General features: G+C 56.9%; 9 protein-coding genes. 3 read left to right on the forward strand and 6 right to left on the reverse strand.

The features are described from left to right. Positions 1 to 84: 84 nt before the first annotated feature. Positions 85 to 564: a hypothetical protein gene (locus ACR3ZL_RS13130; protein WP_486173584.1), complete on the reverse strand. Its 480-nt coding sequence runs from the start codon at positions 562 to 564 to the stop codon at positions 85 to 87. A 320-nt stretch (positions 565 to 884) separates the two neighbouring features. Between ACR3ZL_RS13130 and ACR3ZL_RS13135 the strand changes: the two genes are divergently transcribed. Both ACR3ZL_RS13135 and ACR3ZL_RS13140 read left to right on the forward strand, forming a co-directional pair. Further along, complete coding sequence (locus ACR3ZL_RS13135; protein ID WP_473652689.1) at positions 885 to 1,406, forward strand: CBS domain-containing protein; 522 nt, start codon at positions 885 to 887, stop codon at positions 1,404 to 1,406. Between the two features lie 429 nt (positions 1,407 to 1,835). After that, positions 1,836 to 5,279: a hybrid sensor histidine kinase/response regulator gene (locus ACR3ZL_RS13140; RefSeq protein WP_486173531.1), complete on the forward strand. Its 3,444-nt coding sequence runs from the start codon at positions 1,836 to 1,838 to the stop codon at positions 5,277 to 5,279. Between the two features lie 35 nt (positions 5,280 to 5,314). Here the strand turns inward: ACR3ZL_RS13140 and ACR3ZL_RS13145 are convergent, their stop codons facing one another. From ACR3ZL_RS13145 to ACR3ZL_RS13160, 4 genes are all read right to left on the reverse strand, one after another. Next, positions 5,315 to 6,421 (reverse strand): diacylglycerol/lipid kinase family protein, encoded by a 1,107-nt coding sequence (locus ACR3ZL_RS13145; protein ID WP_473652687.1) that lies wholly within the window; start codon positions 6,419 to 6,421, stop codon positions 5,315 to 5,317. After that, a complete protein-coding gene (metW, locus tag ACR3ZL_RS13150) occupies positions 6,421 to 8,334 on the reverse strand; it encodes a methionine biosynthesis protein MetW (protein ID WP_486173532.1) in 1,914 nt (637 codons plus the stop codon). The genes ACR3ZL_RS13145 and metW overlap by 1 nt, the downstream gene beginning before the upstream one ends. Positions 8,335 to 8,358: 24 nt before the next feature. Beyond that, on the reverse strand, positions 8,359 to 9,678 hold the full coding sequence (locus ACR3ZL_RS13155; protein ID WP_486173533.1) for an O-acetylhomoserine aminocarboxypropyltransferase/cysteine synthase family protein: 1,320 nt from the start codon (positions 9,676 to 9,678) through the stop codon (positions 8,359 to 8,361). Between the two features lie 428 nt (positions 9,679 to 10,106). Beyond that, entirely contained in the window at positions 10,107 to 12,329 is a 2,223-nt protein-coding gene (locus tag ACR3ZL_RS13160; protein WP_486173534.1) for a carboxy terminal-processing peptidase, read from the reverse strand. A gap of 400 nt (positions 12,330 to 12,729) precedes the next feature. Here ACR3ZL_RS13160 and ACR3ZL_RS13165 point away from each other — a divergent pair, with 400 nt between their 5' ends. Further along, positions 12,730 to 14,667: a BBP7 family outer membrane beta-barrel protein gene (locus ACR3ZL_RS13165; RefSeq protein WP_486173535.1), complete on the forward strand. Its 1,938-nt coding sequence runs from the start codon at positions 12,730 to 12,732 to the stop codon at positions 14,665 to 14,667. Positions 14,668 to 14,948: 281 nt separating this feature from the next. On the opposite strand, the gene ACR3ZL_RS13170 is transcribed toward ACR3ZL_RS13165, so the two are convergent. Then, positions 14,949 to 18,218 (reverse strand): protein kinase domain-containing protein, encoded by a 3,270-nt coding sequence (locus ACR3ZL_RS13170; RefSeq protein ID WP_486173536.1) that lies wholly within the window; start codon positions 18,216 to 18,218, stop codon positions 14,949 to 14,951. Between the last annotated feature and the right edge of the window lie 28 nt (positions 18,219 to 18,246).

Below are 18,246 nucleotides of genomic sequence, written 5' to 3' on the forward strand. Positions count from 1 at the left end.
CAACCTTCAAGTGGCTGGCGCCGGCTACTGATCCGATTTGCCCACGTTGGAATACTTGGTGGGAAGTTCCGAATCGATCGGTAATTACAGGTACATCGCCTGGAAACCGTCGCCCTCTTCGATTTGCTCGCTCATCGCGTCGATACGTTCTTTCGTTTTCGTCAGATCGCCGGCCTGGATATAGCGATCAAACTCGATTGCGACGGCATGCTTGACTGATTCGGCAAGGAATTCAACCGAAGGCTCATTCAGCCAGGGGCAAGTTTCCTTGCTGAGCGTGATGTTCAGATCGACAGCCTTTGTCCGAACGTCGTTCTCGCCCGTCATCACCACGCCTTCGACCTGGAACTCGATTTGGCCGCTGTTAGGGTCATTGGTCAGGTGGAAACGACAAGTCGCATGATGCAGGTAGTACGTATTATGTGCCCCGTGCTTCGACAAAGCCGCTTTCACTTTCAGCACAAATGCTTCGTAAGCAGGCGATGCGTCTAGAGGAACGTCCAAACGTCCCAGGCTGCGCAACGGCAAACAATCGAATTCGAATTCAACCCAGCGACCGAACATTTCCAACTCTCCCCGGATTATTAGCCCGTTCGTGACAACTTTCACTTAAACCCATTCTACGGCGCCGAACGGGATCGCGGCATCCCACGTTGTTACCAATTTGCTCGCAAAAAGCGAGGTCAGTGAACGGTTGTGAAAAATGCGGCAAATTCGAGCGCCGTTGCAAGTTATGAGCGGTCGTCGAAAAACGAACAAAAAATTGTTTGACTTTGTGTCATCAACTCGCACACAGTGGCTGATATGGCAACCTGAACACGGGGGTGGTGTTTCGGTCTACCACCACCTTCTCTTTCGTTTTCTAGGCATTAGCGAGTACAAACATGACAAAAACCATGGGCTCTTCTCATCTACCGACAATGGATTCGTCATGCATGCCGGCAACTACCGCACGCGAGATGATGGTACGAAACCTAATCACGCTTGCACCAACCATGGACGCGTTGGAGGCACTCGACGTGTTGCTTCGTAATCACATCTCCGGCGCACCAGTGGTGAACGAGGACGGGAAGTTCTTGGGCATCTTTTCAGAAAAATCCTGCATGCGGTTTGTCGTCTCGTTGGCATACGACGGAATGCCCAGCACGGACGTTGTCGCGTTGATCGATTCAGATCCGCCAACGATCACAGAAGAAACGGATCTTCTAACTATTACCCAAACATTCTTGAACGCCTCGTGCCGTCGGTTACCCGTTTTGGATTCCGAAGGTCGATTGCGAGGACAGATTTCACGGCGTGACGTGATGCGTGCGGTTCGCGGCTATCTGCAAAAGCCGTCGCAAAGGAGTAACCCGGCTGGTTTATTCCTCAGTGCGATCTTGTCTAGCGAAGAACGGCGGGTGTAATTCGAGTTTAGTACTGGCATGACCAGTTCGCGGGTGTCGCGTGAGTCGCACGGTTCAGCGAATCAATCCGCGACTGGCTTAAGTCAGAGACTGGCATGATCAGGTATTGCGGCGGGGCCGGAAACGGTTTCCCGCCGTTTTTATAGCGGGCCTGGGACAGGTCGAATCAAACGGCATGCGTTGTAGAGCTTGTGCGGCCGCGTAGGTTCAGCGCCGCGATTGTCTTCTTTAGCGTCCGCGCCTTTCGGCTCTGGATAGGCAGGTAGGTAAAACCAAATCCAACGCCTAAGATTATACCGCTGCTGGGCGGATGACTTACCGTGGGTCGGGCCGTGGTTTTGGGGGTGTTTGATGTTTCGCAAAGTCGATTCGATTCAGCCCGTGCAGTGACATTGATGGCCTGCACTGAAATGCGATCGGATTGGCAATATGTTTTTGCGAGCATGGTACGAATACCGCCTGGACTACCTTCTCTTTTCGATTGTCGTCTTGGCCGGTTATGGCTGGGTAATCTGGCGCATCCAACGACGCTCGTTTCGAAAGACTAACCCGAAACATCTCAGTTCCCAGCGTCGCACCGGTCGCAAACAACTAGTCGCGGATACTCCGGCGGCGAGAGGAAATGAAGCGGCAAGTGCGGACGAGTTGATTCGTGACGATGGCCTACCGCGATCGGCGGCGGTGTTTCGCCCGCGATTGGCTTTGGGCATTTTGTTGGGCTTGTTGCTGTTGGGATTCATCGGGACCGAGTACCTCGACCGGTTTCAGCGAAAGGCGTTGGAAGAACAGCTAATTGGCTTAGCGCCGACCTATGCGATCGAACTGCAGCAATTGGGGCACGAGAAAATCACGCTGGATACTCCGGTGGACGATCCGACTTACCAGCGGATTCTGGAAGCTCAAGAACGCTGGCTTTCAGTTAACTCGCATGTCGCTGACATCTATACGTTTCGCCGTGCGGTGCCAGACGCCATTCCGGATGAGGGCGATGCTAGTGCTAAGAATTCGGATGCGGGAATACGGCTTGGGCAATATCAGTTGATCGTCGACTCGGCGACCGATTATGACGGCGATGGTGTGATCTCGGGTCGCCGCGAGGAACGAACGGAGATCGGCGAACTTTACCGGGAGCCGGACTGGAGCCAGGTGGAACGTGCCTTCGCTGGAGAGGTCGTTTTCGACGGCAACCCGTTCGAAGATCGCTGGGGTTATTGGGTGTCGGCCAACGCACCGTTACGCAATTCAGCAGGAGAAATTGAGGCGTTGGTTGGCGTGGATTTCCCAGCGAGTCGGTTCATTCGATCGATCGTCTTAACGCGGATGGGTGCGATGGGTGTGCTGGCCACATTCATTTCAACTTACTTGGCTGGCGTGACCATCATCGGGTTGCTGCGAGGAGGAATCGCGGAACAGGCCGCTTATCGCGAACGCTTGCGTCATCAGCGGGATTTGGCCACTCAGGCAGCGGCGGAAGCAAGGCAGGCGACACAGGCGAAGAGCGAGTTTCTTGCAACGATGAGTCACGAAATCCGAACGCCGATGAACGGGATTCTGGGAATGGCGGAATTGCTGCTCAACAGCCCGCTGCAGCGTAAACAGCGCCAATTCTTATCCATCATGAAAGGGTCGGCGGATGGGCTGCTGTCGGTGCTGAACGACATTTTGGACTTTTCCAAGATTGAAGCTGGACGCATTGAGCTGGAGAACGTGCCGTTCAGTTTGCATGACCTGATCAATCAAACCGTCCAGACCGTTGCCGGCGGTCGAAGCTTGCTAACCAACACGATTTCGATCGATGACGATTCGTCGCAAAGCCAAGTGGAGTTAGCGGTCCGGATTTCACCGGGGACGCCCGATCGCGTGATCGGCGACCCGACTCGAATTCGGCAAGTGTTGGTGAATTTGGTCGGCAACGCTTTGAAATTTACTGAACGCGGTGAGGTCGTCGTGGAGGCTCGGGTGAGCGAGCAAGAGACATTGCTTGATATCGATCCCGCTCGCGAGTCGACAGGGCGATCGACGATGGTGTCGGATGCCGAATCGAATCGCCATACCCGTGTTCTGCTGTCGGTGACGGATACTGGAATCGGGATGAGCCGGAATCAGAAAGCGAGAATATTTGAAGCGTTCACTCAAGCCGATTCATCAACAACGCGGCAGTTTGGAGGAACCGGTTTGGGGTTGGCGATCAGCTCGCGTTTGGTGGAGCGGATGGGCGGTCGATTGAGCGTGGAAAGTGTGGTCGGAGAGGGCAGTCGGTTTGAGTTCGACGTGCCACTTAAAATTGCACCGAAAGGTGACGCTATCGACGAACCACAATTGACCGGCGTCAGAGTGTTGGTCGTAGACGATCACCAAATCAATCGCATCATTTTGAACGAGCTGTTAAACGATGCCGGATGCGTGGTGGATTGCATTGCTGATGGGGCGAAGGTCGTCCCAGCGTTGCAAAGTGCGGCGTTGCGGGGTGAACCGTTTGAATTGATCTTGTTGGATTACATGATGCCCAACGTCGACGGGCTGCAGGTTGCTCAGCGGGTACGCGCGGCGGTTCCGGTGGAAGGGACACTGATCAGTGAAACGCCGATTGCGGTGTTGTCATCGATGGGGGCGGAGTTGGATCGAAAGTGGTTGAAAGAGTGGAACATTGCCCGGTGTCTCGCCAAACCAGTTTCACCGCGTGAGTTGATTGAGTTGGTTGCCACGATTTGTCGAACATCCGGCGGAAGCGTCAATGAACGCGAGACGATTCAATCGCAATCGACTGGCGATTCAGGAACCACAGATCCTTCGTTCGGAAGATGTCAGGTCGCTCGCCATGTGTTGTTGGTCGAGGACGGTGCGGTCAATCGTGCCGTCGCCGAACACATGTTGTTCGCTCGTGGGCACCGGGTGACCAGCGTCGAGGGTGGTCCACAAGCGATTGAGGCTTTGGCAAAACAGCCTTTTGATGTGGTGTTGATGGATGTGCAGATGCCGGGGATGGATGGGCTGGAAGCGACACGTCGGATTCGTGCGAATACGAAGTCCACCTATTCGCAAATTCCGATTGTGGCGATGACAGCGCATGCGATGAGCGGTGATCGTATCCGTTGTTTGGACGCTGGCATGACGGATTACGTTTCCAAGCCGTATGCACCGGAGCGGTTGTTTGCGGCGGTGGAGCAGTATCCCGCCAAGGCAATCGCGACAGGGCTTGTGCATGGGGGAGGTCCGCATGTTACCCAAGATGACGTTGGATTTTCTGGCAACGAAGATGGGCATGATGAGGACGACCTGGGAGGCCCGCTGGACGGTCACGCAGCCCAGTCGCCAAAGTCGCTCCCGATGCCTCCGACGGTCGACGAGACTCTGGTCATCGAAGGATTGTCGAACACCAGTCTTCCATCCGAAAACAACACCGTCCATCGGCGTCCAACCGATGAGTTGACATCGTCAAGAAACGAAAGGGCTGAGTTGACGGACGATATGGGCAGCTCACCTGACGGCAGCGTGATAGATCGAAATGTGCTGATGCAGAACCTAGGTGGCGATCTTGATGTGTTGAAGACGATGGCGGCGATGTTCGCGGACGAGTGGCCCACTCAGCTTTCCGATTTCCGTATTGCATTGGAAAGCAGGGTCGTTTCGGATGTGGCCGCGACGGTGCATCAATTGAAGGGCACCGCAGCCGCTCTCGGTGCAATGCGTCTGCACTACAGTGCATCGGAGATTGAAAACGAAGTGCGACTGCTAACGGACAATGGAGTCGAGGTGGTTCCGCAAGACGACGCCAATCTGGATCGCTGGAAAGAACAAGCTCAGCGGATGGCCGACGAGGGACGGCTTGCGGCAGATCGTTTAGCCGAGATGAGTAGCCAATCGCCAAGCTAAAAATCGTTTCACCGAGTCTTGAGATTGGCGGACGATTATTGCGGCACCAAAAGAGAAATCGCGTTAGGACGAAGTTCGATATCGATTGGCAGCCGGCTGATGTAGTCGCCATCGATTTGGTAATGAACTCGCTCAGTCGCTTGAATGCGAATTCGCTTGGCACGAAAGCGAATGATGTCGCGGTCACGCAGGTGACGTTTGAAGTGGATTCCAGCGAAGTAGCGAAAGCCGCTGGACGCTGATTGGCCAGCGAACGTGATCACGTCTAGCAGTCCATCGTTGCCCACCGCGTCGGGTTCGATCGCGAGACCGCCGCCGTAACACGGCAGGTTGAAGACCATCGCCCAGCCACATTGGACTTCCCGTGTAACCGATCCATCTTCGCCGATCGCTTGGACGGTTTGCATTGGGAAACGATATTGGCGAAGCGTCGAAACGACGGGACCAAGGTACGTGGACCGCCGAATGTGGCCGGTGCGTTTGAGGTGCACGCGGCGGACGACCTCGGCATCAAAACCGCTGGAAACCATCGTCAGCATAGGACTGGCCGAACCGTTGGCCCGGCGAACGATCCCCATGTCCATCGTGGTCGATTGGCCGTGGAAAAGCGTGTCACGGATTTGGGACGCGATCGCCCGGTGCCCGTAGTGGCGGGCCAACAGGTTTTCAGTGCCCAGCGGCATTGGCAACAGGTAGGGCTGGCGTAGACCGGGCTGTTGTGAACCGGGCTGTTGTGAACCGGGTTGTTGTGAACCGGGTTGTTGTGAACCGGGTTGGGAAGCGTCAGCGGTCGCCTGACCGCGGTTCAGTGACGCGATGAGCGAGGCGGCCAGTGTGATCGTGCCGTCACCGCCAGCGGGGATCAGCACGTTGCGTGGTTGGATGGCAGGATCTACGGGCTCGTTGTCAGCGGTTGTCGGTGACGAGCTGCGAAGCTCTTTGCACCACTTAGCTAGATGGGATGGGTGGTCGATGGTTTCCAGCTGGATGCCATCGCGAGCCAGTAGTTGCACCAAGCGAGGAATCTCGTCACGGCCTGCGCCACTGCCCGCACGTGGACTGGAGAGCATCGCGACTCGTCCCACCATCGACGCGTCAGATGGAGACGTCGACGGGACCGAGCTAGCGTGTGCGTCTTGCATCAGCGGTGCATCTCGATGACGGCAGTGTCGGCGTTGAGATTGGGTTCATCGTCGACAGCGATGCTTTTCTTGTCCGTCACGTCCCAATAGATCTCTCGATCGATCGTCACGTTCATGTCCTGCAACAAGTCATGAACATCGGCGATGGTGGGGAAGCGACGATTGGGGGTGTTGTGCCAATCAAAATCGAATTCCCCCGGGGCGCGGGGCGAACGTCCGCGGTTGACGTAGTCTTCACGCAACCGGCGGTAGGCGAAGTTCGGGAAGCTGATCACCACTCGTTTGCCAACCCGCAGCATCTCATCAAGCAGTTCGACAACGTTCTTGACGGCTTGCAAAGTCGCGTTGAGAACGACGACGTCGAACTGGTTATCGATGAACGCTGGCAAGCCGTTGTTGAGGTCGTAGTCGATCACGTGGATGCCGCGAACGGCCGTGTCAAGAATGTTTTCTTGGGCAACTTCAACGCCCATTAAACGGCCCGCGTTGTCGGCATCTCGCTGTTGGATAGCGGACAGCAGTTCGCCTTGTCCGCAGCCTAAGTCCAAGACGCTTTCGCCGGTGGCGATCAAGTCGAGGATGGACTCTTCGGCGCTGGTTAATTCCACCGGAGCGGCAAAGCAACTGGGGGAGTCCGCCAGTCGCTCGCGAATCAGCGGGCCGTACATTGCGATGTCGCGATCGATCAAGAACGCATCGTGCCCCGCGTCCGTCGTGATCTCGGCGTAGGTGACTTTCTTGTCCAACGCCGTCAATGCGTTGACGATCTCGCGGGATTGTGACGGTGGGAACAACCAATCGCTACTGAAAGCGACCAGTAGGAAGTCACACGAGCAATCGTTGAACGTTTCCATCAACTTCAGACGCGTCCCGCCTAGGTCGAACAGGTCCATTGCTAGCGAAAGGGTGACGTAGCTGTTGGCATCGAACCGGGTGGTGAATTTTTGACCTTGATGGGCCAGATAGGAGCCAACGCTAAAGCGTTGTTCGAACTGTGAAGCGATCTGACGCGGATCGTGCCGATCCGGATCAAATTTTGCTTCCATCGCAGCGACACTTAGGTAGGTGATGTGCCCAAGCATGCGAGCGATGGCAAGTCCGGTATCGGGACGTTGGTTGGTGCCGTAGTACTGACCACCGGCAAAATGGGGGTCCGTCTGGATCGCATTTCGAGCGATCACATCGAAGCCCAATGCTTGGCTGGTCAATCGCGGTGATGTTGCGATCGCGATGCAGGTTTGGGCGCAGTCCGGATAGCGACTCACCCACTGCAGGACCTGGTGTCCGCCGAGTGAGCCACCGACGACGGCGCGCCATTTGGTGATCCCCAAGTGTTCGGCCAGATGCCGCTGAACCTCGACCATGTCACCGATCGTGATCCGCGGAAATTCCGCACCATATGGACGCCGCGGGTTGCCATCTGTTGGACCGCCATGGGGCAGGCCATTGCCGGACGCAGTGCTAGTTGCAGCATCGCTATTTGCCGCAGTGCTATCGGCGGAGCGAGAGCTATCGGGAATCTCGCTGGGTGGAATATAGCTGGGTGGAATATCTCCGGGGCCGGTTGAGCCTCGGCAGCCACCAAGCACGTTGGGGCAAACGACGAAGAAGCGATCGGTGTCGATCGGCAGGCCGGGGCCAATCAAACCATCCCACCAGCCTGGCAGGTCGTCTTCGCCATGACGAGCGGCGTGGCTATCGCCGGAGATCGCGTGGCAAACCAGGACGGCGTTGGACGCGTCCGAGTTGAGCGTTCCCCAGGTTTCAAAGCAACATCGAACGTTGGGCAACGAGCCCCCGAGTTCCAATGCCAACGGTTGCTCCAGCACGAATTGGCGCGCCTGAGCGAGCGGGGCATCCGTGCGGATGTCGTCGGTACTGACCAGAGGGTCGGGGACGTTCGATGAAATCAAGTTAACAGGCTCCGACGGCAATGCTTACTTGACCGCTGCTGCGAGAGCTTGCTTGAGGTCGTCGAGAATGTCGTCGATGTCTTCGATGCCGACAGACACGCGGACGTATTCAGGGCTGACGCCAGCTTGACGTTGCTCGTCTTCGGAAAGCTGTTGGTGAGTCGTGCTGGCCGGGTGGATGACCAAGGTTTTGGCATCACCGATGTTGGCCAAGTGCGAGCAAAGTTGGCAAGCGTTGATGAACTTCTTGCCTGCCTCGATGCCGCCCTTGATGCCGAAGCCAAGGATTGCGCCCTTGCCCTTGGTCAAGACCTTCTCGGCGTTGGCGTTGTGGCTATGGGACTTCAATCCGGGGTAGTTAACCCACTCGACAGCGTCGTGACCTTCCAAGAACTCCGCAACCTTCATTGCGTTTTCGCAGTGACGAGGCATGCGCAGGTGAAGAGTTTCGATGCCTTGTAGGAACAGGAAGGCGGCGAAGGGGCTCATCGCAGCACCCGTGTCACGCAACCAATGCGTGCGGATGTGGATGTTGTAGGCAATGTTGCCCATCCCACGCAGGTGTTCTTCGAAGATGGCACCGTGGTACGAAGGCGAAGGGCCACAGAACTCAGGCCACTTTTCAGGCTGGTCGGCCCACTTGAAGTTGCCGCTATCGACGATGCAACCACCAATGTGGGTTCCGTGTCCGCCGAGGAACTTGGTCGTGCTGTAGATGACGATGTCGACGCCGTGCTCGATCGGGCGCAACAGGTACGGCGTCATGACGGTGTTGTCGCAAAGTACGGGCAATGCACCGTGAGGAGCACTGTGAGCCGCGTCAGTGATCGCCTTGAAGTCAGGCACGTCGTTCTTGGGGTTCCCGATGCTTTCCATGTAAACCAGGCGAGTGTTCTCGTCGACTAGCTTGTGGATGTCCTCTGGCCGTTCGGTGTCGAAGAAACGCACTTCCACGCCGAGGTTCTTCAGCGTTTGCGTGAAGAGCGTCCAGGTTCCGCCGTACAGCGAGGTGCTGGCGACGATGTTTTGTCCGCTGTGAGCGATCGTCATGATAGCGGCGGTGATCGCCGCTTGGCCCGATGCGAAGCACAATCCGGTGACACCACCGTCCATGGCCGCGATGCGTTTTTCCAGCACATCGACGGTGGGGTTCATCAAACGGCTGTAGATGTTGCCGAATTCGGTCAAACCGAACAGAGCCGCGGCGTGCTCGGTGCTGTCGAACTGGTAGCTGGTCGTGGCGTAAATCGGCACAGCCCGTGCTTTGGTGGTCGGGTCAGCGACCTGGCCGGCATGAAGAGCTTGAGTGGCAATGCGATGATTAGCGGAAGCGTCAGCGGACATCGTGGCTTTGCGGGGCTAGAAGTGATGTGATTGGGGCGAACTGGGTGCGTTCGAGCGATCGCGGTTCAGCTCGGGAAAGCGTGCAAATTAGCACATTGAACCGTACCTGTCGCGACCCAGCAGACCGGGAATGTCGGGGACCGGCGAAAGAATGGGACCCGCGATATCGTCCACCAGACGAAATGCGGTTTCGTGTCAGTAGAATGACAGTTTTCGCCGTCTGGAAAGGGACGAGCCAGGGCCGCAACGTTCCAACGGGTACCAGGTAAACGTTCCAGCAGGTCCCAGATAATAGTTCCCTGACAATAGGTTACTGGTTAGCGCATCAAAAAACGCCGGGCCAGCACTGGGGGATGCTCGGTCCGGCGTTGCGGTTTTAGCTGGATTGCGTATTGAAACCAGCGTGAAAACGTAGAGAAGTTCTCGCCCTAGTTGGCACGAGCGAGGTTTTGGGCTCGCAATCCGTCAACGTATTGGTGGGTGATGTTGAGCACTTCTTGGTTGTAGTAGGTGTCTTGGAAGACTTCCTTGCTAGCCAATTGTTGCTCAAGCTCTTCCTTTTCGTCTTCCTTTTGGGCGTCCAGTTCAGCGCGACGCTTCATGAACTTTTCTTCGTTGATCGAGATCGTGGCCTGATCCTTTTGTTGGACGTAAAGCTCGATACGACGCATCAAATCACGGAACTCTTCGTCGTTAGCCACACGTGAACTCGAGTTCACACGCAGGTTGTTGACCAAGTCCATCGGCACCATGCGGTACAGATTGTGACGTGCTGGGTTCACTCGATCGTGTTCCAGGGCGTACTTCAGATCGCCTTCGGCAACCGGCATTTTCGCTGTCAGGCTCGGTAGCACGATGTCGGCGGCAACGCCTTCGAGTTGGGTGCTTTCGCCATCGGGAAGATAGAACTGTTGCAGCGTTACCTTCAACGCGCCGTAGTTCGCTTTCTTCATTCGGAACAGCGATTTGCCGATGTCCATCAGCGTTTGAACGGTGCCTTTGCCGTGCGTTTGAGGGTCGCCGACAACGATCCCTCGACGGTAATCCTTGATCGCACCGGCAAGAATCTCACTCGCACTGGCGCTGAGCTTGCTGGTTAGGACAACCAACGGTCCGTCCCAGACGGTGCCCAGTTGATCGTCGTCGTACTTTTGGACGCTGCCGTTGGCGTCTTTCACCTGAACGACGGGTCCTTGATCGATGAACAGGCCGGTCAGGCTGATCGCCTCGGTTAAGCTGCCACCGCCATTACGGCTGAGGTCCAAGACCACGCCGCCGACGCTTTGGGTCTTAAAATCTTCTAGGATTCGAGCCACGTCGCGGGTGCTGCTGCGGAAGTCCGCTTCGTTGCGTTTGGCCGATTCCATGTCCATGTAGAAGCTAGGCAAATTGATGTAGCCGATCTTCATCGTGCCGCCGCCTGGCAGGGTGTGTTCGATCACCTTGCCGCGAGCTGCGGAATCTTCCAGTTGCACGCGGGCACGGACGATCTTCAAGACTTCCAGGTTGCCCGATCCGCCAGGTTTGACGCCTAGACGAACCGTCGTACCGGCTTTGCCGCGAATCAGCTTCACAACGTCTTTCAGCGGCATTTCAACGATGTCGACCATCTCGCCGGATTCGCCTTGGCCTACTGAAACGATCGTGTCGTCCGGCTTCAGCTTACCGTGGTTGTCCGCGGCTCCGCCAGGAATGATTTGTTTGACTTGTGTGACGCCATCCTTCTCACCAAGCGAGGCTCCGATCCCGTCAAGGTTCAGGCTCATCGAAATAGCGAAGTCTTCCAGCGTGGCTGGCGACATGTAGGTGGAGTGCGGGTCGTAGCTGTTGGTGACCGACGTTAAGAACATTTCCAGGATGTCATCGCTGCTGGTGGATTTCCAGCGGCTGGCGTAGCGATCGTAGCGACGCATCAGTTGGTCACGAGCTTCTTGTCCGACAACGGGATCGTCCGCGTCTTTCAGGTCAAGCAGTGAAAGCTTGAGCTGTCGACGCCAGCGGTCGCGAGCTTCGTCGTTGTTGGTCGCGTATTTCGCTGCATCTCGGTCGATGATGACGTCTTCGTCGATCGTGAAGTCGAAGTCGGAGCTGAGCAGTTCGCGAATCGTTTCGACACGTTGGTCAACGCGGCGAGTGAATTGTTCAAAGATGTAATAAGCCAGGTCCAGGTTGCCGGCTCGGACATGATCGTCGATCACGGTTGAGTAGCGATGGAATTGATCCACGTCGGACTGCAAGAAATACAGTTTCAACGGATCGAACGCTTCGACATACAAATCCAAGGCACGACGGCTGTTTTCGTCGCTCAGTTCGTTACCCGAAACATGCTCGCTGGGCATCAGTCGGGCGATCAATCGCGAAACCACGCCGTCTTGGGGTGCCGGTTTGGGCATCGGAACGGCGGCTGGACGAACGGCCGGGCGGACCGATGGATTGCCGGCGGGCACCACTTCTCGCAAGATTTGCTCTTGGGCTGTGGCGGACGTCGAGTCGACCAGGATGCCGCTGGAGAGCGTGGCGAAAAGAGCGGCCAAGACAGCCGTTTTCGTGACCGATGTGATTCGTGGGCCAGTCTGGCGTTCCCTCGCACCTGCGACGAGAACGGGGTGAACCAACCGGTGCGAAGACACCCGGGCGAGTCGATGCGACATAGAAGTTTTCTGCATAGAGTGAAGTTGTGACATCAATCGTAACCCGGGCAGGCGCACCCAGGTGAAAGACTGGCGTGGGTCGTAGCAAGAATTGTTGTTGTAGCAAGAATCAAGCGAAAAACGCCAGATGGAAACCCCGACCCCTGAAACGACGCTTTGGGGATAGTAGGAAAGGGCGGGAGGCCAGGCAAGCGAGATTCACTGACGCGAATGCTCCGCTATCTGATACGCAAGCGGGGTCAATCGGTTCGGGTTGTTCCGTTTGTTCGCATTTTGCCGAAGGTTCAGGGCGGGTTGTGCCGATAACTCCGCATGAAGGGATTCCGTCCATTCGGCGGCATGTCTCGTTTTGCGATTAGCAGTGCCGTCTCACAGGCAAGCTTTGATTCAGGAATCTGGGATGAAGACTCACTTACAACTCAATTCGCTCTCGGCGTTTGCCTTGGCACCGCTAGTCCTCTGGAGTGCGTGCTGTTCGCTCGTATTGTCACCTGGGGGCGTGCAAGCGGCACCGCCCACCGCGGCTGACAATATCGACTATGCCGCCAGCGGTTTCCAGTTCCCACCGGGTGTGAACCCTGGCGAGTGGGCAACCGCCGCAGGAGCCACCGCGACCGGGGGCATTAACTACGCTGGCCGACCCGTCGTCAGCGGCCCCATGATGGCCCCACCTCAAATGGGCCCACCAGCGATGGGCAGCCCCGCCAGCATGATGGCGATGGGAATGCCTGGCATGGGACCCAACGGCCCCGTGATGGGACGACCTGGCATGGAAGGCCCGATGATGGGGCCCGCTCAAATGCAAATGCCCGGTATGTCCGGTGCCTCCAAAATTCCTGCTTCGTTCCCATCAGGACCGATTCCAGGTATGGGCCAAGTGGTGCCCACTGGACTTCAGGCTCCGATGGGACCGGCCGCCTATCAAGCCGCCATGCAAGCTCCTTATGGGGTGATGCCGGTTGGATACAACGGCGGTTGTGACACGATGTACTCGGGTTATCCCGCCAACGCCTATGGTTACGGTGGTTACAGCGACTCGTGCGGATGCGGCGACGCTTCGTGCGAAAGTGGTGGCTGCGGCTTCAAAGGCCTGCTGCCTGCGTTGGCTGGTCGACGCGATTGTCGACAGTGCAGCGGTGCAGGATGCCAGTCCTGTGCTTCACGCACTCTGCAAAACGATTGCATCGGGCACGGTGGTGTGTTCGGTGACATGGTTAGCGGCAAGTGCTTGGATAACGATCTGGGGCTGTTGCTTGGAACCATCGGTGGCGGATTGGCTGGGTTTGCTGATTGCTTGAAGCCATACGGGGAAGCCGGCAAGTGTTCACAACGTTGGTATGACTTGTCAGCCGAATACATGATGCTTTCGCAGTCATTCAGCCAAGGCAACCAAGTCTTCACGACTCAAGGAACAGGACCTGCCAACCCAGTCTTGTCGCTTAAAGACGCCGTCGACAACGGTTTGACTTCGGGTATGCGTCTTTCGGCAGCCGTGATTGCAGGTGTCGGCGGTAACGTCGAAGCGGTTTACATGGGCGGTCATGAATGGAGCGACTCGGCGACCGTCTTGGGTAACGAAGATGGCATCACCGGCGACGGCGACCTGTTCTCCTATATCTCCGAATTCGGTACCAACCCTGCCGATGGCTACGACGACACTGACCGTTCATTGATTCAATCGCTGTCGGCTACCTCGAAGTTCCACAGTGGTGAAATCAACTATCGTCGCCGCGTGGTTGGCCCTTACTGCAAGTTCCAAGGTTCATGGTTGGTTGGTTTGCGATACCTTCGCTACGACAACAATTTGGCCTACAACGCGATTGGTTCTTACCTCGACGCCGGTGGGGCAACGGTTGGCTCGCTTGATGGCGATGGTGACTTGCGATCATTCGAATCGGACGTGCGTACCAAGAACGACTTGTTCGGTGCACAGCTTGGTTATGACTTCTGGTGGAACGTCACGCCGGGTGTTCACTTCGGCTTCGGCATGAAGGGTGCATGGGTCCAAAACGATTGGCAGCGTAACATCAACCTAGCGGCCAACTCCGCTGGTATTGGCGGTGCCACGGGTGCATCGAGTGCCAGCCAAGGCGATCGTGAAGGGACCGTGATGGGCGAACTGGAAACCGCATTGGTTTACCGCTTCTCACACGAGTGGTCCTTCCGTACGGCTTACCACTTGATCGCGATCGACGATATTGTCGGAACCACGCTTTCCCGTGACGAACTGATCAGCGGAGTTGATGACAACGACCTGACCGTGTTCAATCCTTCGACGTCCGACAAGGGTTCGGCTGTCCTGCAAGGTTTCACTCTCGGTGTCGAGTACATGTGGTAGTGATGGCTTCCGGGCTGAGCTGCAAAGCTTAGCTACAGAGACGCTTGTCACTGAGCCGCTAGCCACAGGGTTTAGGCTGTTCGGACTGACCGATTGAGTCGTCGGTCGTGTCCATTGTCAGCCGGCCTGAAACTTCCGCCTGACTGTTGATCGCTTGCCAGCAAAACAAAAGCCGCCTCTTCGCTAAGTGCGAAAGGCGGCTTTTTTCGTTTGTCGGTGCCTTTTTGGCTGGCCCGTTGCTTTTCGTTTAGGGTTGCTTGTCGGCTAGGTTTACTTGTCGGCTAAGTTCGCTGCTCGTTCCAGGCGACGTCGGTTCTTGCGTGCAAACGCTTGCTGACCTGGGTATCGCCACCAGCAAGGACTGCGAAGCGGTTTAACACGTCGTCGACCGGGATCTGTTGGCCTTCGTGAATCAGGATCGGCGTAATGCCAGGGATCACGACGGTGGTCACCGACCCGCCGTGGGCGCCAGTCACCTTGGGCTCAAGTCGCTCACGTTCCGCTTCGTTACCGACAAGCAAGAGCAAGCGTTGGCGACCGCCGCACTTCAACAGACCTGGTGCAGCGACGGATAGTGCCGATTCAATCGTTGTTTGTTCAGTCCATCGCTGATGAGGAATGCCTGAGGTTGTGATGGTTTGCGTCATCTGAATGCCTGGCTGGGATTGACCTTGGCCGGCGATCGGACTGGTCTTTTCAGGCGAGGTTGGGTTGGTGCGATAGCAGGCCGTCGGCGTGACGACGGTCGCGGGGGCCCGTTCATCGTTTGACGTTGAGTTGGCTGTGTCGGTTGATGTTGTTATCGAGGCGACCTGTTCGGATTCGCGGTGCTGGTCGATGATATCTTCAACGATCGGCAAGCATTTCGCTACCAAGTCGGTCGCCATGCTGTTGACGTCCCACAAGGCTTCAGGATTTCGCAGCGGCGCGACCAGCCATTTGGCTGCGGTTTGGTTATGGAGGTGATCGAGCACGGTTTGTAGCCGCAGCTGAATCTCCTGAGGCATTTCCTGCCAAGGGTTTTCGGTGTCACGATTGTCGCCGGGCACGCTGCGGATGGCGCGAGCGATTCCAATTGCGGTTTCGGTTAGCTGGGTGTGCAGTTCGTCGAGTTGCTTCTTGATTTTGGTGTAGGTTTGGCAGGCAATTTGGGACGCGATCGCGGTTAGGCGTGTCATTGCAAGTTCCTCGGCGGCCTGCAATCGACCGACCAAATTGTCGCTGACGATGGATGCGGCGTCGTCTGAGCTTGCGGCCTGTTCGGCCTCGATCGCTGCGGTTCGTTCCGCCACGTCTTGAGCTAGACGCTGGACGGCTTGGACGGCGGATGTGATGTCGATGCGTCCGTCTTGCAAACGAACGGTCAATTCGCGGCGCAGCGAAAGGATTTGCTCAGCGGATCGTCGGTTCAGTAGCGAGTTGATGTCACTGTCGTCGAGGCTGGAAAGGATTTGTCCTTCGATGGCGTCAACGCTGGCAAGCGACTCTTCATTGAGAGGGGATAAGAGGCGTGATATCTGGCCCGCACGATCCGCTTCGGTTTCGCCAAGCTTGTTAAGGACCAAGTCGATGGCACTTTGGATGTCGAGGTCGCAACGCCGACGCAATCGTTCGGAAAGTGGCCCCGCGATTTCTCGAGATTCGGCGGGACGACCAAGCCAACGCAACAACAGGTGCCGAGCGGCCGCGGGGGCTAGCAGGTTTTCTTCGAGTGCACGCAGACACTTCAGCCGAGCGACTCCGACACTGCGGATCAATGGTTTGGCAATTGACGTGGCTTCTTGTCTTTCAGATTGGCGAGCCTTGGCAAGCAATTCGCCAGCGCCAGTGGCATCGGCCCATAAGTAATCGACTATCGTTTCGGCGGCGGTTGACGTATTCGGTGCCGAGTAGTCGCCTTCCAAAATGACGTATGCGTTTCGAAGTGGGTTGCGAACCGCGGGGACGCTTGGCCAATCAATGCCAACGTCGCCGGGATAGCTGTTGCCTGGCGATAGGTAGTGACGCAGTTCGGAGATCGCGGAGTGCGTATCGTGCAGCGTCACGCCTTGGTGTGGGTTTCCCTGCATGCATACCGAGGCGAATAACGGCAAGATCTGGGCGTGTTCCAGCCCCGCTTCGTCGAGAAGCGTGCGAAGGCGTGGCGTGATGTCAAGCAGCATGCCGCTGGCCGTGCCGCCCGACAGCGAACCGATGACATAGATCGATGGGACACGCTCGCCACATACGGCCGCGAGGTGGGCGATTGCGTCACGCAGTCCGGTATCGATCTTCTTGGCGTGATCCACCATCGCTAGTCGACCGAGCGGACGCATGCCTTCGGTGGCACCGCTACGCGGAACGTTATAAATCCAACGCCGGGATACGGTCTTGAGATGTTGATTGTCGCCGCTGCGGTATTCGTGAGCACTGCGCAGAGGCGTGTGCAGAATGGTGGCCGGGGGAATCCGATCGGACGCTTCGGTCAGCCGAGCCGCATGGATGTTTCGCATGTCGGTGTCGATCAACACCGAATGCAAATCGAGCGGGCACGCCGAGTGCAGCGTGGCAACGCGGCCGCGCAGTTCGTGCAGGCATTCACCGCCGACTCCGCCGACCGCCACGACCAATGCGTGTCCGGTAACACGGCTTTGTACAATCCGGCAGTCGGTCGAAATGCTAGGCAGGTCTTCGACTTTGCCACTAGCAGCAGCACTGGGCGTTGCGACTCGCTGGATGACCGCTTCATCACGCTGTCGTGGTGCGCGTAGTGCGTCGACGAATTCTTTGCAGTTGTCAAAGCGACGTTTGGGATCCTTTTCCAACGCACGGGCGACCGCGACGCGATCGGCTGGCGGTAAAGGTTCGAGGTTGGGAGCCGCGTGCAGGTGCTGGGTGGCGAGCTGCGCGATCGTGCGTCCAGAAAATGGACGTGTTCCCGTGAGCAACTCTTGGTACATCACGGCCAACGAATATTGGTCGCTGTTGATGTTGGGCTTGCCGTCGAAAACTTCCGGAGGTGCGTAGATCGGGGTCAGGCCGCCAACGATCGAGTGGTCGTTTTCTCGCAGGTCTTTCAGTAGGCCGAAGTCGCCAACCTTGACGTGGCCACCGACCATCAACAAGTTGCCTGGTTTGACGTCGAGGTGTTGTAGCTGATAGCTGGAGTGTAGGTAGTCCAACGCGTCGGCGGCGTCGTGCAGATACGATAACAACGCGGCTCGGGGAATCCCGCAGGATCCTCGATCGATATGGCGTTTCAGTACGTCTTCGAGCGAACCGTCGGCCAGTTCGGTAACGATGACCAGTTGGTCGTCGACGACGCCGAACCGCTCCAACGTTAGTAGAAACGGGTGATGGACGCCCTTGATTCGTTCCAGTGATTTCAGTTCACGCGAACCACGGTTGGCGTGGGTGGCGCCGAAGACAAACTTGACTGCCTTCTTCAGTCCACCGGGTGCGTTGCAACGCCAAACTTCACCAAAGCCGCCCTCGCCGATTTTTTGCTCAAGCGTGTAGCCGGCGATCGGCTCGTAGCCGGGCGCGATAGTTCGAGAGGCTTGAACGTTCATAGGAAAGAAAGGGTAAGCAGTGAAGGCG

The sequence above is a fragment of the Rhodopirellula sp. J20-39 genome (assembly GCF_057365095.1).

Excerpts from the sequence above, each read along its gene's own strand:
- ACR3ZL_RS13130 (WP_486173584.1), bottom strand. The coding sequence starts at position 564 with ATGTTCGGTCGCTGGGTTGAATTCGAATTCGATTGTTTGCCGTTGCGC.
- ACR3ZL_RS13135 (WP_473652689.1), top strand. The coding sequence starts at position 885 with ATGACAAAAACCATGGGCTCTTCTCATCTACCGACAATGGATTCGTCA.
- ACR3ZL_RS13140 (WP_486173531.1), top strand. The coding sequence starts at position 1,836 with ATGTTTTTGCGAGCATGGTACGAATACCGCCTGGACTACCTTCTCTTT.
- ACR3ZL_RS13145 (WP_473652687.1), bottom strand. The coding sequence starts at position 6,421 with ATGCAAGACGCACACGCTAGCTCGGTCCCGTCGACGTCTCCATCTGAC.
- ACR3ZL_RS13155 (WP_486173533.1), bottom strand. The coding sequence starts at position 9,678 with ATGTCCGCTGACGCTTCCGCTAATCATCGCATTGCCACTCAAGCTCTT.
- ACR3ZL_RS13160 (WP_486173534.1), bottom strand. The coding sequence starts at position 12,329 with ATGTCGCATCGACTCGCCCGGGTGTCTTCGCACCGGTTGGTTCACCCC.
- ACR3ZL_RS13165 (WP_486173535.1), top strand. The coding sequence starts at position 12,730 with ATGAAGACTCACTTACAACTCAATTCGCTCTCGGCGTTTGCCTTGGCA.
- ACR3ZL_RS13170 (WP_486173536.1), bottom strand. The coding sequence starts at position 18,218 with ATGAACGTTCAAGCCTCTCGAACTATCGCGCCCGGCTACGAGCCGATC.